The organism is Altererythrobacter sp. H2 (assembly GCF_035319885.1).
Taxonomy (GTDB): Bacteria; Pseudomonadota; Alphaproteobacteria; order Sphingomonadales; family Sphingomonadaceae; genus 34-65-8.
Window position 1 is genome coordinate 149,128 of the sequence record NZ_CP141285.1, and the last position, 15,802, is coordinate 164,929.

At 66.9% G+C, this 15,802-nt stretch carries 11 protein-coding genes; 8 read left to right on the forward strand and 3 right to left on the reverse strand.

The genetic code is table 11. The annotated features are described in order from the left end of the window. Positions 1 to 5: 5 nt before the first annotated feature. Complete coding sequence (locus tag U4960_RS00715; RefSeq protein WP_324261702.1) at positions 6 to 734, forward strand: alpha/beta fold hydrolase; 729 nt, start codon at positions 6 to 8, stop codon at positions 732 to 734. Here the strand turns inward: U4960_RS00715 and U4960_RS00720 are convergent. Beyond that, positions 661 to 1,497: a hypothetical protein gene (locus U4960_RS00720; protein ID WP_324261703.1), complete on the reverse strand. Its 837-nt coding sequence runs from the start codon at positions 1,495 to 1,497 to the stop codon at positions 661 to 663. The two genes, U4960_RS00715 and U4960_RS00720, sit on opposite strands and share 74 nt — an antisense overlap. Positions 1,498 to 1,570: 73 nt before the next feature. Between U4960_RS00720 and U4960_RS00725 the strand changes: the two genes are divergently transcribed. The 3 genes from U4960_RS00725 (at position 1,571) to U4960_RS00735 (ending at position 8,783) form a co-directional block, all read left to right on the forward strand. After that, positions 1,571 to 2,554, forward strand: a complete 984-nt coding sequence (locus U4960_RS00725; RefSeq protein WP_324261704.1) for an LLM class flavin-dependent oxidoreductase — start codon at positions 1,571 to 1,573, stop codon at positions 2,552 to 2,554. 170 nt (positions 2,555 to 2,724) lie between these two features. Then, positions 2,725 to 7,506, forward strand: coding sequence for an NAD-glutamate dehydrogenase (locus tag U4960_RS00730; protein WP_416379084.1), 4,782 nt, complete (start codon positions 2,725 to 2,727; stop codon positions 7,504 to 7,506). A gap of 41 nt (positions 7,507 to 7,547) precedes the next feature. Continuing rightward, the gene (locus tag U4960_RS00735) at positions 7,548 to 8,783 is read left to right on the forward strand and encodes an NAD(P)/FAD-dependent oxidoreductase (protein WP_324261705.1); all 1,236 of its coding nucleotides are present in this window, start codon (positions 7,548 to 7,550) and stop codon (positions 8,781 to 8,783) included. Here U4960_RS00735 and queG read toward each other — a convergent pair. After that, entirely contained in the window at positions 8,758 to 9,819 is a 1,062-nt protein-coding gene (gene queG, locus U4960_RS00740; RefSeq protein WP_324263146.1) for a tRNA epoxyqueuosine(34) reductase QueG, read from the reverse strand. The two genes, U4960_RS00735 and queG, sit on opposite strands and share 26 nt — an antisense overlap. Before the next feature lie 44 nt (positions 9,820 to 9,863). Between queG and U4960_RS00745 the strand changes: the two genes are divergently transcribed. The 4 genes from U4960_RS00745 to msrB all read left to right on the forward strand — a co-directional run bounded on the left by U4960_RS00745 (position 9,864) and on the right by msrB (position 14,073). Next, on the forward strand, positions 9,864 to 10,844 hold the full coding sequence (locus tag U4960_RS00745; RefSeq protein WP_324261706.1) for an ABC transporter ATP-binding protein: 981 nt from the start codon (positions 9,864 to 9,866) through the stop codon (positions 10,842 to 10,844). After that, positions 10,841 to 12,076, forward strand: a complete 1,236-nt coding sequence (locus U4960_RS00750) for an ABC transporter permease (protein ID WP_324261707.1) — start codon at positions 10,841 to 10,843, stop codon at positions 12,074 to 12,076. Before U4960_RS00745 ends, U4960_RS00750 begins: the two co-directional genes overlap by 4 nt. 99 nt (positions 12,077 to 12,175) lie before the next feature. Continuing rightward, positions 12,176 to 13,504, forward strand: a complete 1,329-nt coding sequence (locus U4960_RS00755) for a cytochrome P450 (RefSeq protein ID WP_324261708.1) — start codon at positions 12,176 to 12,178, stop codon at positions 13,502 to 13,504. A gap of 68 nt (positions 13,505 to 13,572) precedes the next feature. Beyond that, positions 13,573 to 14,073, forward strand: coding sequence for a peptide-methionine (R)-S-oxide reductase MsrB (gene msrB / locus U4960_RS00760; protein ID WP_324261709.1), 501 nt, complete (start codon positions 13,573 to 13,575; stop codon positions 14,071 to 14,073). Here msrB and U4960_RS00765 read toward each other — a convergent pair. Continuing rightward, complete coding sequence (locus U4960_RS00765) at positions 14,039 to 15,796, reverse strand: hypothetical protein (RefSeq protein WP_324261710.1); 1,758 nt, start codon at positions 15,794 to 15,796, stop codon at positions 14,039 to 14,041. The two genes, msrB and U4960_RS00765, sit on opposite strands and share 35 nt — an antisense overlap. Between the last annotated feature and the right edge of the window lie 6 nt (positions 15,797 to 15,802).

Genomic DNA, 15,802 nt, shown 5'->3' on the forward strand with positions numbered 1-15,802 from the left:
GCAGGATGAGCGCGCACCGTTTCCACACCCTGCCCGATGGGCGCCGGATCGCTTACCGTCATATACCCGGCACCGGCCCGACCCTGGTGTTCCTGCCCGGCTATATGTCCGACATGAGCGGCGGCAAGGCGACTGCGGTGTTCGACCACGCCCGATCACGGGGCCGCGCCTGCCTGCTCCTAGACTTCTCCGGGTGCGGCCTCAGCGATGGCACTTTCGCCGAGGGCACGCTCACGCGCTGGGCTGACGAAGTCATCGCCCTCGTCGAGGCACTGGTTGACGGGCCGGTCGTGCTGATCGGCTCCAGCATGGGCGGCTGGCTCATGCTGCTGGTGGCAGAAGCGCTGGGTCAGCGGGTTGCCGGCCTGATCGGAATTGCCGCTGCGCCGGATTTTTCCGAATGGGGGTATGACGCAGCTCAGCAGGCACGGCTCGAACAGGGCGAGACGGTGTTCGAGGACAACCCTTATGGCCCGGAACCGACCCCCACCCACGCCACGTTCTGGTGCGACGCACAGAGCCGGCTGATGCTGGACCGCACCATCCTGATCGAATGCCCGGTCCGCCTGATCCACGGCCAGTGCGACACGGACGTGCCATGGGAAACGAGCCTCAGGCTGGCCGACGCGCTGCTTTCAGACGCGGTACAGGTCACGCTGGTCAAGGACGGGGATCACCGCTTGTCGCGCGAGCAGGACATTGCCCTGTTGCTGCGCACCATCGAAAACCTGTGAGCCACCGCCCATGTTGATCGCCAGCCTGATCCTTCCCCTGCTGATGCAGGTTGGGCCCAACCCGGCCCTGGCCCTTCCCCCGGCCGTGCCCGAGGAACTCGTCGAGCAGCGCCGGCTGAACCGGGAACGGCAGCGCCCGCCGCTGGCCATTGTCGAAAGCGATCCGGTCCAGTCCTGCAGGGCCCGGGTGGCCGGGAATGCCGAGGGCGTCCTGCTGGAGGCGCAGGCCCGGTTCGACCGGGCCGCCGGACTGGACCGGGCCATTGCCGGGCACTGCCTGGGCCTTGCCCAGGCCGAGCTGGGACGGTGGCCGGAAGCGGCCGACGCGTTCAGGAATGCCAGAGAGGCCCTGCCATCCGATCAGGCAGCCTATGGCGCGCGCCTGGGGCTGGCGACCGCTGCCGCCGAACTCGCAGCAGGCCGCGCCCAGGCCGCACTGGATGAACTCGCACGGATTGACCCGGGCAGCGACCGGCAACTGGCCGGGGCCATCGCCATCGACCGGTCGCGCGCACTGGTTGCGCTCGGACGGCAGGATGACGCTGCCGAAGCGCTCCTGCAGGCTCGCACCGCCGACCCGGACAACGACGAGGCCTGGCTGCTCTCCGCCACCCTCTCGCGCAGGATGGGCCAGCTTGACGCGGCTCAGGCGCAGATCGAACGCGCCGCGATCCTGCGCCCGATTGGGCCGGAAATCGGGCTTGAGGCCGGGGTCATCGCGGCGCTGGCGGGCCGGGATGAAGCGGCGCTGCGCAGCTGGCAATCCGTGCTCCAGTCCGCGCCCGGCACCCCTGCCGCCTTGACGGCGGCCGAATATATCGCGCAGGTACGGGGGAATGATCCCGCTATCCGTCCTCGATCTGGTCCCGGTGCGCGAAGGCGGCACGCTGGAGCAGGCCTTCGCCGCCACTGTCGCGCTGGCCCAGGCCGCCGAGCGTTTGGGCTACCGCCGGTTCTGGGTGGCCGAGCACCACGCGATGGACGGGATTGCCGGCGGTGCAACGTCAGTCGTCCTCGCCCACATCGGCACGCTGACCCGGTCGATCCGGATCGGCTCGGGCGGGATCATGCTGCCCAACCACACGCCGTTCCAGATCGCCGAGCAGTTCGGCACCCTCGCTGCGATGTTCCCGGGCCGGGTCGACCTCGGCCTTGGCCGCGCGCCCGGTGCCGGGCCGGAACTGCAGCGCGCCCTGCGCAAGGACCTGCACCGTGCGGCCGAGACGTTCCCGCAGGACGTAGCCGAATTGCGGGCACTGCTGACCGGCGAGCCGGAACTGGCGATCCGGGCCACGCCGGGCCACGGCGCCGATGTCGCGATGTGGATGCTGGGGTCGAGCCTGTTCGGTGCGCAACTCGCCGCAATGATGGGCCTGCCTTATGCTTTTGCAGCCCATTTCGCGCCCGACCACCTCGATACGGCGCTGGCGCTGTATCGGCGCGATTTCCGCCCTTCGCCCGATCTCGCCGAACCCTATGTCATGGTCGCCATGTCGGTCATCTGTGACGAGACCGACGCCGGGGCCGAACTGCTGGCCAGTTCGCAGGCGCAGAGCTTTGTCCGGCTCCGCACGGGCAATCCGGGCAAGCTGCCACCGCCGGTCGCGGGATATCGCGACAGCCTCCCGGCACCGGCGCAGGCCATGCTCGCCCATCTCGGCCAGGCCAGTGCGATCGGTGCGCCCGCCACGGTCCGCGAGGCCATCGGCCGCTTCGTCGAGCGGACCGGGGCGGAGGAGATCATCGTCTCGGGGTCCACCTTCGACCCTGAGGCGAGAATACGCTCGCTGGAACTGACCGTGGATGCGCTAGCGAGTTAATACCCACGCCAACCCGCTACGTCCGCAAGGTTTCCTCTGCTATGGATGGCCCTCACGCATTGGCTTGCCCTTAGGGAAGGGAAGGCCTATCGGCGCAGTATTGTTGCAGCGTCCAGCAATAATGTGCTGGTCGACAGATGAGGGCGCACAGGCCCCGCGGAGCAGGACGAATGGCTTCCACCAAGGGCACTTCACCCCGGTCTTCAAAGGGCCGGACTTCGACCGCCAAGCCATCCGATGCCGTGCCACAGCGCCGGCTGGCGCCCGATCATCCGCTGGCACAGGCACTCGCCGGTCAGATGCGCGATGCCGTCCTGCCCGGTGATACCCAGTTCAACCCGGCCGAACTGGCCGATGCCGCCGCCTTTCTGGCCGATGCCGCCGCCCGGCGGGAACCGGGCGAGCCGGTGGTCCGTCTCCTGTCTGCCACCGAAGGCCGGCGGATGCTGCGGATTGCCCTGGTGAACGACAACCAGCCATTCCTGGTCGATTCGGTCGCAGCGACCATCGCCGCCCACGGCATTGCGATCGACCGGCTGGTCCATCCGGTCGTCGCTGTCCGCCGCAGCGCCGAAGGCACGCTCGAGGACATCGGCGAAGAGGCCGGCGACGGAAGCGGCCTTGTGCCCGAATCGATGATCTATCTCGAAACCGACCGGGTCGATGCCCGGTTGCGGCGCGACCTGGAAAAGGCGCTGCGCCAGGCGCTGGCCGACGTTCACGTGGCCGTGCGCGACTGGCCAAAACTGCGTGAGGCCATGCGGGCCGACGCCGCCGGGATGGCCGACCGCGAGGCTGCGGCCCTGCTCGAATGGCTTGAAGGCGGCATGTTGACACAGCTCGGCCACATGACCCGGCACCGCGATTGCAGCCACTCCGCCCTGCTGGGCGTGTGCCGCCGCAGCGCGAGGGACATTCTGGCCGAGGCTTCGTGTGACCGCGCCTTCGACTGGTTCGATGACCCGAAAAAGGGCGCAAAGCGCGATCTCCTTGTCATCAAGGCCAACCGGATCAGCCTGGTGCATCGCCGCGTACCGCTGGACCTGTTCATCGTCCCGGTGCGCGAAGCGGGCAAGGTTACCGCGCTGTCGATCCATGCCGGGGTATGGACCAGCGCGGCGCTGGCCGCGTCACCCGGCCAGGTCCCGGTGCTGCGGGCCCATGTCGCTGCGCTGATGGACAAGCTCGACCTTGATCCCTCGGGCCATGCCGGAAAGTCGCTGGTCCATGCCCTGACCGCGCTCCCGCACGACCTGACCATCGGCTTTGCCAGCCGCGACATCGAGCGGGTTTCGACCGCGATGATGAGCCTGGTGGACCGGCCCCGCCCCCGCCTGGCTCTGGTCGAAGCGCCGCTGGCGCGCCACCTGTTCGCCTTCGTGTGGATGCCGCGCGACCTGCTCTCGACTCAGATCAGGCTGCAAATCCAGCAACTGGTCGAACAGGGCACCGGTGCCGACCTGCTGGACTGGAGCCTCCAGGTCGAAGGCAGCACGCTCGCCATGCTGCGCTTCGTGCTCGACATGCGCGGCGAGCGCGAGGCCCGGCACGACGAGGCCGCGCTCGACAGCCAGCTTCAGACCCTGCTGCGCGGCTGGGGCGAGGCAGTCGAATCGGAACTGGCGCTGACCATGGAGCAGGGCCGCGCCGCTGCCTTTGCCAACCGGTTCGCTGACGCTTTCCCGACTGGCTACCGGGCGCACTACGGCCCGCGCGAAGCGGCGCTCGACATTGGCCGGCTGCGCGATGCGCAACTGGCCGAAGGCGAGGCCTCGCGCCCCGGCCCGCACCGCGCGGCACGCCTGTTCACCCTGCCGGAAGACCATGCCGGGGAACTGCGGCTCAAGCTCTACGAACACGAAGGTTCGCTGCCGCTGTCCGATGCCGTGCCTGCGCTTGAAAATTTTGGTTTCCGCGTGCTGGAGGAAAACCCGACCAGCCTGGCCGGGGGCAAACTCGGGACAATCCACGATTTCCGGCTGGCCCTGCCAGCGGGAGATACGGCAGCGCCATTGCTCGAGCGCGCCGACACAATCGAGCGGGCCATTGCCACGGTGCTCAACCAGCAGGCCGAGAACGATCCGTTCAACCGGCTGGTGACCGGAACCGGCCTGTCTGCCGGCGAAGCCGACTGGCTGCGCGCGTTCTATCGCTATCTGCGGCAGACCGGCATGGGTTACACCATCTACACCGTGGTCGATGCGCTGTACCGTGCGCCGCAGGTCACCCGGGGCCTGATCGCCCTGTTCCGCGCCCGGCACGAGCCCGGCTTCGGCGGAGGTCGCGAGAAAGCGGCCGGGGAGGCCCGCAGCGCCATCCGACAGGGCCTTGCCCGCGTTACCGCGATCAACGACGACCGCTTGCTCCGGCTCTATCTGGCGCTGATCGAAGCCATTCTGCGCACCAACGCCTTTGCCGCTGCGGGCGAGGAAGCCCTTGCCTTCAAGATCGACAGCGCGCTGGTACCCGGCCTCCCCCGCCCGGTGCCATGGCGGGAAATCTGGGTCTATTCGCGCCGGGTGGAGGGCATTCACCTGCGCTCCGGCCCGGTTGCCCGGGGCGGTCTGCGCTGGTCCGACCGCCGCGACGATTTCCGCACCGAAATCCTCGGACTGATGAAGGCCCAGCGGGTCAAGAACGCCGTCATTGTGCCGACCGGGGCCAAGGGCGGGTTCTATCCCAAGCAGCTGCCCCACCCGGCGATCGACCGTGACGGCTGGGCGGCTGAAGGGCAGGCGAGCTACGAGGTGTTCATCCGCACCCTGCTTTCGATCACCGACAACATTGTCGATGGCAAAATCGTCCATCCTGTCGATGTCGAAATCAACGATGGCGAAGATCCCTATTTCGTCGTTGCAGCCGACAAGGGCACCGCGCGGTTCTCCGATATCGCCAACGCCATTGCCGAAGCACACGACTTCTGGCTCGATGATGCCTTCGCCTCGGGCGGATCCAACGGTTACGACCACAAGGCGATGGGCATCACCGCCAGGGGCGCCTGGGTCTCGGTCCAGCGGCACTTCCTCGAAATGGGTGTCGACGTGCAGCGCGATCCGGTGCGGGTGGCGGGCTGCGGAGACATGTCCGGTGACGTGTTCGGCAATGGTATGCTGCTGTCGAAATCGATCCTGCTGGTCGCGGCATTCGACCATCGTCACATCTTCATTGACCCTGATCCCGACGCGGCGGCCAGCTGGAAAGAGCGCAGCCGCATGTTCGCCCTGCCCCGCTCGAGCTGGGACGACTATGACAAGTCGCTCATTTCCAGGGGCGGCGGTGTCTGGCCGCGCAGCGCCAAGACGATCAAGCTGCCCAAGGCGGCGGCGGCGGCACTCGGGCTGGAGCCGGGCGACTACGAACCCGACACGCTGATTTCCGCCATTCTCAGGGCACCGGTCGACCTGCTGTGGTTCGGCGGCATCGGCACCTATGTGAAGGCCAACCATGAAAACAACGTCGCTGTCGGCGATCCGGCCAACGATGCCCTTCGGGTCGATGCGGCTGACGTGCGCGCAAAGGTGATCGGGGAAGGCGCGAACCTGGGCGTGACCCAGGCCGCGCGGATCGAATTCGCCCTCAGCGCCAACGGGCGGATCAATACCGACTTCATCGACAATTCGGCCGGGGTCGATTGTTCCGACAACGAGGTCAACATCAAGATCGCGCTCGCCGCCGCAAAACGCGCCGGCAAACTGTCCGAAAAGGCACGGATCAAGCTGCTCGCGGAAATGACCGACGAAGTGGCCGCGATCGTGCTCGAGGACAACCGGTTGCAGGCACTGGCGCTGTCGATCGCGGAAACCGGCGGGCCGCGTGCGATGGCTGCGCAGATGCACCTGATCGACACGCTAGAAGCGGGCGGCAACCTCGACCGGCGGACCGAAGGACTGGCTGACAACCAGACCCTGCAGCGGCGGGCAGCAGACGGCCAAGGGTTGACCAGGCCGGAGCTTGCGGTGCTGCTTTCGTCGTCCAAGCTGGTCCTGCAGGATGCAATCGAAACGAGCACTTTGCCGGATGACCCGGCGCTCGAAAGCACTCTGTTCGGTGCCTTCCCGGCCCCGATGCGGAGCAAGTTCAAGGCACAGATCGCCAGCCACCGCCTGCGACGCGAAATCATCGCCACCAAGCTGGCCAACCGCATCGTCAACCGGCTGGGGATCATCCATCCGTTCGAGCTGGCGGAAGAAGAAGGGGTCGATCTGAGCCAGGTTGCCGCCGCCTTCGTGACGGTCGAATCGCTGTTCGGACTCGACCAGCTGTGGTCGTCACTGGAAACGACCGCCATGCCCGAGGCAGCACGGCTCATGCTGTTCGACCGGCTCGCCGCTGCGGTGGGCAACCTGATGTCGGATGTCCTGCGCACCGCGGCCGGGCAGGTCGCGCCGAGCCGGATGATTGCCGACCTGGGCAAGGGCGTGCGCATTCTGGCCGAAGCGACAGACGGCCTGCTGTCGGCCGAATCGAAAACCCAGTCCAAGCGGTTGCGCGACCATTTCTCCGCCAGCGGCGCCCCCGAACGGCTGGCGGCACAAGTGGCGCTGCTCTACGACTGCGATGGCTCGGTGGGCCTGGCGCGGCTGGCGCAGGAGACCGGCATTGATCCGGTCGCACTTACCCGCGGCTTTACCTCCCTTGGCGCGGCGCTCGGGCTCGACTGGGCCCAGTCGACTGCCGCTCTGATGAACCCGTCCGACGTGTGGGAACGGCTGCTGGTGGACGGGCTGGCGCGCGACTTCCAGCAGATGCGGCTCGACCTGCTGCGGCGGCTGGCCGCTCGCAAGGGTGCCAGGAAGGACCTGGCCGAAGCGGTCGCCCGCTGGTCCGAAGACCATGGGCCGGCAGTCCGCCAGTTCCGGACAATGGTCAGCCGGGCCCAGTCGCAAACGCCGGTCGCGCCAGCCATGCTGGCCCAGATCGCCAGCATGGCGCGCAACCTGCTGGTCCGCTGAACGCTTGACGGCACGCCGTTTTGCGGCGAACCGCTTGCCCCATGGACCGGGCAGATGTGATCATAGTGGGAACCGGGCATGGCGGCGCACAGGCTGCCATTGCCCTGCGGCAGGCTGGCTTTGCAGGATCGATCCTGATGATCGGCCGCGACAGCGAGCCGCCCTACGAGCGTCCGCCGCTGTCGAAGGAATACTTCGCCGGTGACAAACCGTTCGAGCGGATCTGCATCCGCCCTGTCCAGTTCTGGGCTGACAAGCAGATCACCCTGCGCCTCCAGACGGAAGTCACCGGCATCGATGCCGCGGCGCACACCCTCACCTTGGGTGACGGCACTGCGCTTGGCTACGGCAAGCTGATCTGGGCTGCCGGCGGGGACCCGCGCCGCATGTCCTGCCCGGGGGCAGATCTCGGCGGCGTCCATGCCGTGCGCACCCGTGCCGATGTCGATGCCATGAGCCGCGAGCTGGCCGCTGGCGCGCGCCGCGTAGTGGTTATCGGAGGCGGATACATCGGCCTCGAAGCGGCTGCCGTGCTGCGCAAGTTCGATTGCGACGTCACTCTGGTGGAAATGCTGCCGCGCGTGCTCGCCCGGGTCGCCGGTCCGGAACTGAGCGCCTTTTACGAGGCAGAGCACCAGGCGCACGGGGTGGATCTCCGGCTGGAAACCGGGGTTGATGCGCTGGTGGGCGACAATGGCAAGGTGACCGGCGTCACGCTCTCCACCGGAGAGACCATCCCCGCCGACATGGTCGTGGTCGGTATCGGCATTATCCCGAGCGTCGGCCCCCTCATTTCCGCCGGAGCGTCGGGGGCCAACGGGATCGATGTCGACGAATATTGCCGCACCACTCTCGACGATATCTACGCCATTGGTGACTGCGCTGCCCATGCCAGCGCCTATGCCGACGGGGCCGTGATCAGGGTCGAATCGGTCCAGAACGCCAACGACATGGCGACCGTTGCGGCAAAGCACATCTGTGGGGAGGAGGTTCCCTACCGGGCATTCCCGTGGTTCTGGTCGAACCAGTATGACCTCAAGCTGCAGACGGCCGGGCTGTCGCTGGGATATGACGAAACCGTGGTGCGGGGCGACCCGGCCACGCGGTCGTTCTCGGTGGTCTATCTGAAGCAGGCGCGGGTGATCGCGCTCGACTGCGTCAACATGACCAAGGATTATGTCCAGGGCCGCAAGCTGGTGGAAGCGCGGGCTGCGCCCGAGCGGGCCTTGCTGGCCGACGCAGCCGTGCCGCTCAAGGAACTACTGCCAGCCGGCTGAGCGCCCAGCGCGCCGCATCTGCGACGGCCGGGTCAGGATCGGCTTGCAGCGCCTGAACCGCGCCGACCAGTCCCGCATCGCTGCTGTTGCCCGCTGCGTAGAGGCAGTTGCGCACGAACCGGTCGCGCCCGATCCGCTTGATCGGCGATCCCGAAAACAGGGCGCGGAACCCCGCATCGTCCAGTGCAAGGAAGTCTGCCAGCCGCGGTGCCACCAGCTCTGCCCGGGGCAGAAAGGCCATGTGTCGGGCGGCCGCATCGGCGAACTTGTTCCACGGGCAAACGGCCAGGCAATCATCACAACCATAGATGCGGTTGCCCAGAGCTGCGCGGAATTCCTCCGGCACCGGCCCCTTGTGCTCGATCGTGAGGTAGGAAATGCACCGCCGCGCATCGAGCACATAAGGCCGGGGGAAGGCCTGCGTGGGGCATGCCGTCTGGCAGGCCGTACACGAACCGCACCGGTCGGGATGCTCGCTGTCAGGCTGCAGCTCGAGCGTGGTGTAGATCGCGCCGAGAAACAGCCAGCTGCCGTGCGTCGGGCTGACCAGATTGGTGTGCTTGCCCTGCCAGCCCAGCCCTGCTGCCTGCCCCAGCGGCTTTTCCATCACCGGCGCGGTATCGACGAACACCTTCAGTTGCGCCTCCGGCGCCCGTGCAACCAGCCACCGGGCCAGCGCCTTCAGGGCCTTCTTGACCGTGTCGTGATAGTCGCGCCCCTGAGCATAGACCGAAATCCGCGCCCGGTCCGGTTGCGCTTCCAGGGCCAGCGGATCATGCGTCGGAGCATAGCTCATGCCCAGCGCAATCACGCTGCGCGCTTCGGGCCACATGGCCTGCGGGCCGCGCCGGACTTCGGCACGATCCTCCATCCAGCCCATCGAGCCATGGTGACCAAGCTGGAGCCACTCGGCCAGGCGGGAAGCGCGGACGGGATCGTCAGCGGCAGGCGCGATCCCGCAAGCCGCAAACCCGAGCCGGGCCGCCTCCTGCTTGAGTTCACCGGCAAGTTGCCCGGCTACCGCGCTGTTAACCATGTTTGGCATTGCCCTCGTTCATCGCTCAAGGTTAACCGCGCAGCATGGATATGGCGACAGGCGATCTCACCCTTCCCGCAACCGACGGGCGCGCCCTCGCCATCGAGGCGCGCGGGCTGGTCAAGCGGTTTGACGGCGTGGCGGCGGTCAACGGGGTCGACATCAGCGTATCCGAAGGGGCAATCTATGGCATTCTTGGCCCCAATGGCGCGGGCAAGACCACCACTTTGCGCATGTTGCTGGGCATCATCGACCCGGACAAAGGCACCCGTCGGATGCTGGGGCATGACAATCCGCAGGATATTGCGCGGCTGGTGGGCTACCTTCCCGAGGAACGGGGTCTCTACCCCTCGATGAAAGCCTACGAGGCGATCGCGTTCATGGGTGCACTGCGAGGGGTGCCGCTCAAGGTCGGCCGCGAACGGGGTCGGGAGCTGCTGGAAGGACACGGCATGGGCGAGGCGGCGGACAAGCAGATCCGCCAGCTGAGCAAGGGGATGGCCCAGACGGTCCAGTTGCTCGGCACACTGGTGCACCAGCCGAGGCTGGTGGTGTTCGACGAACCGTTCAGCGGGCTCGACGCGATCAACCAGGGCAAGCTGGAACGGCTGATCCGCAGCCTCGCCGAGCAGGGCACGACCGTCATCTTCTCGACCCACGTCATCGCCCATGCCGAACGACTGTGCGAAGGCGTGGCGATTATTGCCGGCGGCAAGGTGCCCTTTGCGGGCAAGGTCGATGACGCGCGTGACCGCATCCCGGCTCAGGTGCGGCTGGAGACCCGGATGCGCGAGGGCCGCTGGCTCGAGGCACTGCCCGCAGATGTCCGACGCGAGGGGGACTTCTGGCACTTCTCCCTGCCGGAAAGCGGGATCGAGCCCTTGCTGCGCGCCCTGATCGAAGGCGAGGCAGGCATCCTGTCGCTGTCGATCGAACGCGCTGGCTTGCACGATGCCTTTGTCCACATTGCCGGGGAAGCGGTCGCCCGGGAAATGGCCCGGACCAGCGAAGGAGACGCCGCATGAGCGCGCAGCCCGCCCGTTCGCGGCTGTCGATCTGGCAGGCCGCCTTCGTCATCGCCCGGCGTGATTTCGTCGCCATCCTGTTCAGCCGGGCCTTCATCTTCTTCCTGCTCGGGCCGCTGTTCCCGGTCATGGTCGGCGCACTGGCCGGCGGGATCGGCAGCGAAGTCCAGCAGCAGGCGACCAGCAGCGCAGTGGGCATTGCCATGAACGAGGCCGATACGGCCGCCATGCTCGAAGCGCACCGGCAGCTTGCCGATGAACTGGGGCCGGTCATGCCGGCGATGAAGCCGGTGGTGGAAGCGCACCGCGACGCCGGGTTCGATGCCGCCGCAATGCTGGAAGCGCGAATGGGTGACTATGCCGCAATCGTCAGCGGCACACCGGCCCAGCCGCGTCTCGCCGGGACGCAGGAACAGGTGGACCGGCTGGGCGGCCGGGTCGCGCTGGTGGCTGCCAGTGCCATTGGCAATGCCCCGCGCGCCTTTCCCGAACTGGCCACGCAGGTCGTGACCACCAGCGGCGCGAGCGAAAAGGTTGACCGGGTCCGCACCGCCCAGGCGGGGCAGCTGCTCCTGTTCCTGCTGATCATGCTGCTGGCCGGAATGGTTCTTTCGAACCTGGTCGAGGAGAAAGGCAACAAGATCATCGAGGTTCTGGCTGCTGCCATTCCGATGGATGCGGTGTTCCTGGGCAAGCTGTTCGCCATGCTCGCGGTCTCCTTTGTCGGGATCGTGGTCTGGGGCTCGGCCGGTGTGGCAGCCTTCGCGCTCGGTGCCGTGGATGGCGGGACGCTGACCGAGCCGGCAGTCGGCTGGCCACTGTTTTTCGTGCTCGGCGTGGTCTATTTCGCCATGGGCTACCTGCTGCTTGGCTCGCTGTTCCTGACCATCGGCGCCATGGCGTCGACCGTGCGGGAGGTGCAGACGCTGTCGATGCCGGTCACCATGATGCAGCTGATGGTGTTCTTCTTCGCCAGCTATGCCCTCGCCAGGCCTGGTTCGTGGCAGGAACTGGCGGCAGCCGTGTTCCCGCTCAGCTCCCCCTTCGCCATGCTGGCCCGCGCAGCGCAGTTCGGCGAGGTCTGGCCCCACTTGGTGGCGCTGGCCTGGCAGGCGCTGTTCGTTGCCATCCTGGTCAAGGGCGGGGCCACCCTGTTCCGGCGGCGGGTGATGCAGTCCGGTCCGCGGACCTCCGGCAGAAAGGCGTGGTTCGCCCGCAAGGCCAAGGCATAAGTCCCGAATCGCAACTGGCTATTGACATTGCGGTAAGTAACGGGTGCAATCCTGCCCAAGCGACTCCCCGGCCAAGGGGGGCGAAGCAGGAGAGAATGCATGGCCACCATCGCCCCGGAAACCGGCGCCCCGGAAAAGCCGCAATGGCGCACTGAACCATCCGCGTACCAGGCGCTGAAGGATTTTCTCGCCCACAATCCGCAGGGGATGCCACCGCACGAGCATCCCTACGATGTCAGCCGCAGCGACATCTATGTCGAAGACCGGTGGCAGCCGATCTTCGCCGAGATGCGTGCCAAGGGCCCGCTGCACTTTGTTCCGCACAGCCCTTACGGTGCCTACTGGAACGTGGTCAGCCACAAGGCGATCCAGCACATCGAGGCCTTGCCCGAGCTTTACTCCTCAAGCTGGGAACACGGCGGGATTACCATTCTGGAGCGTGACGAAGGCGTCGAAGGCCGCGAGCTGCCGATGTTCATCGCGATGGACCGGCCCAAGCACACCGGCCAGCGCCGCACGGTCGCGCCCAAGTTCACCCCGGGCGAGATCACCAAGATGGAAGTGGAGGTGCGCCAACGCACTGCCGAACTGCTCGACAGCCTGCCGCGCGGCGAGGTGTTCGACTGGGTCGACAAGGTCTCGATCGAACTGACCACCGGCATGCTGGCAATCCTGTTCGGCTTCCCGTGGGAAGATCGCCGCCTGCTGACCTTCTGGAGCGACTGGGCGGGCGATACCGAAATCGCGCTGGTCCCCGAGCTGGGCAACGATCGGGAAATGGTGCTGCAGGAAATGGCGGCCTATTTCCAGCAACTGTGGATGCAGCGCAGCCAGGAAGAACCGGGATCGGACCTGATCTCGATGATGATCCATTCGCCCGCCATGAACCAGATGAGCCCGCGCGAATTCATGGGCAACCTGGTCCTGCTGATTGTCGGCGGCAACGACACCACGCGCAACACCATGAGCGGGATCATCCATGCCTTCGATAGCTTCCCTGACCAGCGCAAGCTGTTCGAGCAGAATCCTGACCTCATCCCCAATGCGGTGCAGGAGTGCCTGCGCTTCCAGACCCCGCTCGCCCATATGCGGCGCACGGTGACGGAAGATCACGAGCTGTTTGGCGAGCAGTTGAAAACCGGCGACAAGCTGATCCTGTGGTATCTTTCGGCCAACCGCGACACCGAGGTTTTCGCCAACCCCGACAAGCTGGACATCACCCGCGAAAACGCGCGGCGGCACCTTTCCTTCGGTTACGGCATCCACCGCTGCATCGGCGCGCGCCTCGCCGAATTGCAGCTCAAGATACTGCTGGAAGAAATGCACAAGCGCCGGATGCGGGTGCACGTGGCGGGCGACGTCGAGCGGGTCCAGGCGAACTTCGTCCACGGCTTCCGCAAGCTCGAGGTCGAGATCACCAACTTCTGAACCTGGGAAACGAAACCTTTGCCCGCCTCGCCGCGTATCTGGTAAGACACGCCGCAAGGAAGCCGATCATGACCACACGCCCCACTATCACGACTCGGCGCCGCCTGCTCGGCTGGCTCGGACTAGGCAGCGGTGCGGCCGTCCTTGCAGGATGCGGGGTCGACCGCGCGGAAGCGAAGGAATTCCCGGTCAGGCTGAGCGATGCCGAATGGAAGCGCAAGCTGACCGGAGAACAATACCGCATCCTGCGGCAGGCGGGCACCGAGCGGTCATACTCCTCGCCGCTCGACAAGGAAAAGCGCAAGGGTACCTTCCACTGCGCCGGTTGCGGCAATGCGCTTTATGCCTCGGCGGTGAAATACGACAGCGGCACCGGCTGGCCCAGTTTCTGGCGGGCCCTGCCCGGCGCGGTTGGCACCTCGACCGATTACAAGATCGGCTTGCCCCGCACCGAAGTCCATTGCGCCGACTGCGGCGGGCACCTGGGGCACATCTTCAACGATGGCCCCCGCCCGACCGGCAAACGGCACTGCATCAACGGGGTGGCGATGGTGTTTCGTCCAGCCTGACGCGATAGACACGGAACTCCGGGGTCGAAAGCGCGTCCACCGGTTCCAGCCAGTTCGGTCCCGAGTCACTTGCCAGCAGCGCAGCCAGCCCTTCCGGATGCCGGGCAGCATAGAGCGCCGGTTCCGCCAGATCGGTGCAGAGCGCCAGATAATCCGCGCCATGGCTGGCGACGACCGCGCGCGCATGGTCCGGTGGCGCGATGAACGCCCGGATCACATCAGCCATCGCTGCTTCTGCCCGGTGGTGGCTGGTGGCGACCACCGCATGCCGGGTTTCCAGCAGGATGGCCGGCCCCATATCGAGCGGGGCGAAGACAACGCCGCGAGGAAGGATGCGGAGCGAAGCCGCCCGGTCACGGACATCGCAGGCCGCGCTGGCAACACTGGCCGGGCGGGACACGGAGACTGCCGGACTCAGCTGGTTTGCGACAGTGACCGGCGCACTCGGGACCAGCACCAGTACGATCATCAGGGCCGCAGCGCCCCTGAGCCCCAGACCGGAAGCGGCGCGCATCCTGCCGAGCAGGCGGACCGCAAGCCATCCCAGCGGAACGGCCGCAATGACGGCCGCGAACGCGAGCGAACGGGATACCAGCAGGCCCAGCACCAGCGCCCCGAGCAGCACGGCGGCATGTTCGGCCCACCATACCCGGGCGGCACCCGTGCTCTGCCGCCACAGCATGGCGCAGGCTGCCAGCGCCGCAACCATCTGCACCATGGCCGGGAGGAACTCGGCCGCTGGCCTTTGCCACAGCGGCTGGCCCTCGGCGATGTGAACATACCAGTAGTCACGCACCAGCGGGTCGAGCCCGGCAAACGGCGGGGCAAGGCACTGCGGCGCGATCAGGGCCAGGGCGCCCACCCCGGCAAGGCCGGTCAACGCCAGCCCGGCAGCGATCACCGCTCGCGTCGGCTTTGTTGCGGCAAGGCCGGTTGCCCCGAGCGCAATCACGGCAAAGAATACCAGTTGCGGCGGACTCACCGCATCGCACCATGCGCTGGGCGCACCTGTGCCGCGCGTGGCCAGGAAAAGGACAACCAGTCCGATCGCCAGGACCTGCAGGTAGGTGATAAGCCAGATTGCGGCATGGGGCTTTCGCCACCAGCGGGCCGCCAGCACAGCGGCAAGAATCGCGGCGATCGGCAGCAGTTCGAGCGACACGGACATCCCGAAGGCCATGGCCGCTCCGGCCAGAGCCGCGCCGCCCCGGGCATGGCTGCCGGCGATCGCGAGCATGGCCAGCGCAACACTGGCAACCTGCCAGCCATGGTGATCGATCCGCATTGGCTGGAGCTGCATGAGCAGGGCGGGGATGAACCCGCAGACCAGGCAGGCAAACAAGACCACCTCGCCGCCGCACAGCCGCGCTGCGAGCTTGCCGACGCACCACAGCACCGCGCCCAGCGTCAGCAAGGGTACGATCACCAGCGCCGCCCCCTCACCAAGCAGGAGCGTCACGGTGAGCAAGGGAATGTCCACCAGCCGGGACCAGTGCATCGGGGTGCCCGTGGGCGGGTCGATCCGGTACTGGACCATGTCGAACCAGCCTTGCCCGCCAATCAGGTCGCGCACCTGCACCAACCGCAAGGCGTCGTCGGGGTCGGGCAATTGCCCGGACATGATGCGGGAGGCTGCGGTGATTGTCAGGATGGCGGACAGGATGAGCCATGCCAGCAATACGGTGCGGCCAGTGGTTTTGTCGCTGGAGATCGCGCCGGTCATCAGGGG

Bases quoted from the DNA above. Each gene is read 5' to 3' on its own strand.
- U4960_RS00765 (WP_324261710.1), bottom strand. From the start codon at position 15,796: ATGACCGGCGCGATCTCCAGCGACAAAACCACTGGCCGCACCGTATTG.
- msrB (WP_324261709.1), top strand. From the start codon at position 13,573: ATGACCACACGCCCCACTATCACGACTCGGCGCCGCCTGCTCGGCTGG.
- U4960_RS00745 (WP_324261706.1), top strand. From the start codon at position 9,864: ATGGATATGGCGACAGGCGATCTCACCCTTCCCGCAACCGACGGGCGC.
- U4960_RS00725 (WP_324261704.1), top strand. From the start codon at position 1,571: ATGATCCCGCTATCCGTCCTCGATCTGGTCCCGGTGCGCGAAGGCGGC.
- U4960_RS00735 (WP_324261705.1), top strand. From the start codon at position 7,548: ATGGACCGGGCAGATGTGATCATAGTGGGAACCGGGCATGGCGGCGCA.
- U4960_RS00730 (WP_416379084.1), top strand. From the start codon at position 2,725: ATGGCTTCCACCAAGGGCACTTCACCCCGGTCTTCAAAGGGCCGGACT.
- U4960_RS00755 (WP_324261708.1), top strand. From the start codon at position 12,176: ATGGCCACCATCGCCCCGGAAACCGGCGCCCCGGAAAAGCCGCAATGG.
- U4960_RS00715 (WP_324261702.1), top strand. From the start codon at position 6: ATGAGCGCGCACCGTTTCCACACCCTGCCCGATGGGCGCCGGATCGCT.
- U4960_RS00750 (WP_324261707.1), top strand. From the start codon at position 10,841: ATGAGCGCGCAGCCCGCCCGTTCGCGGCTGTCGATCTGGCAGGCCGCC.
- queG (WP_324263146.1), bottom strand. From the start codon at position 9,819: ATGGTTAACAGCGCGGTAGCCGGGCAACTTGCCGGTGAACTCAAGCAG.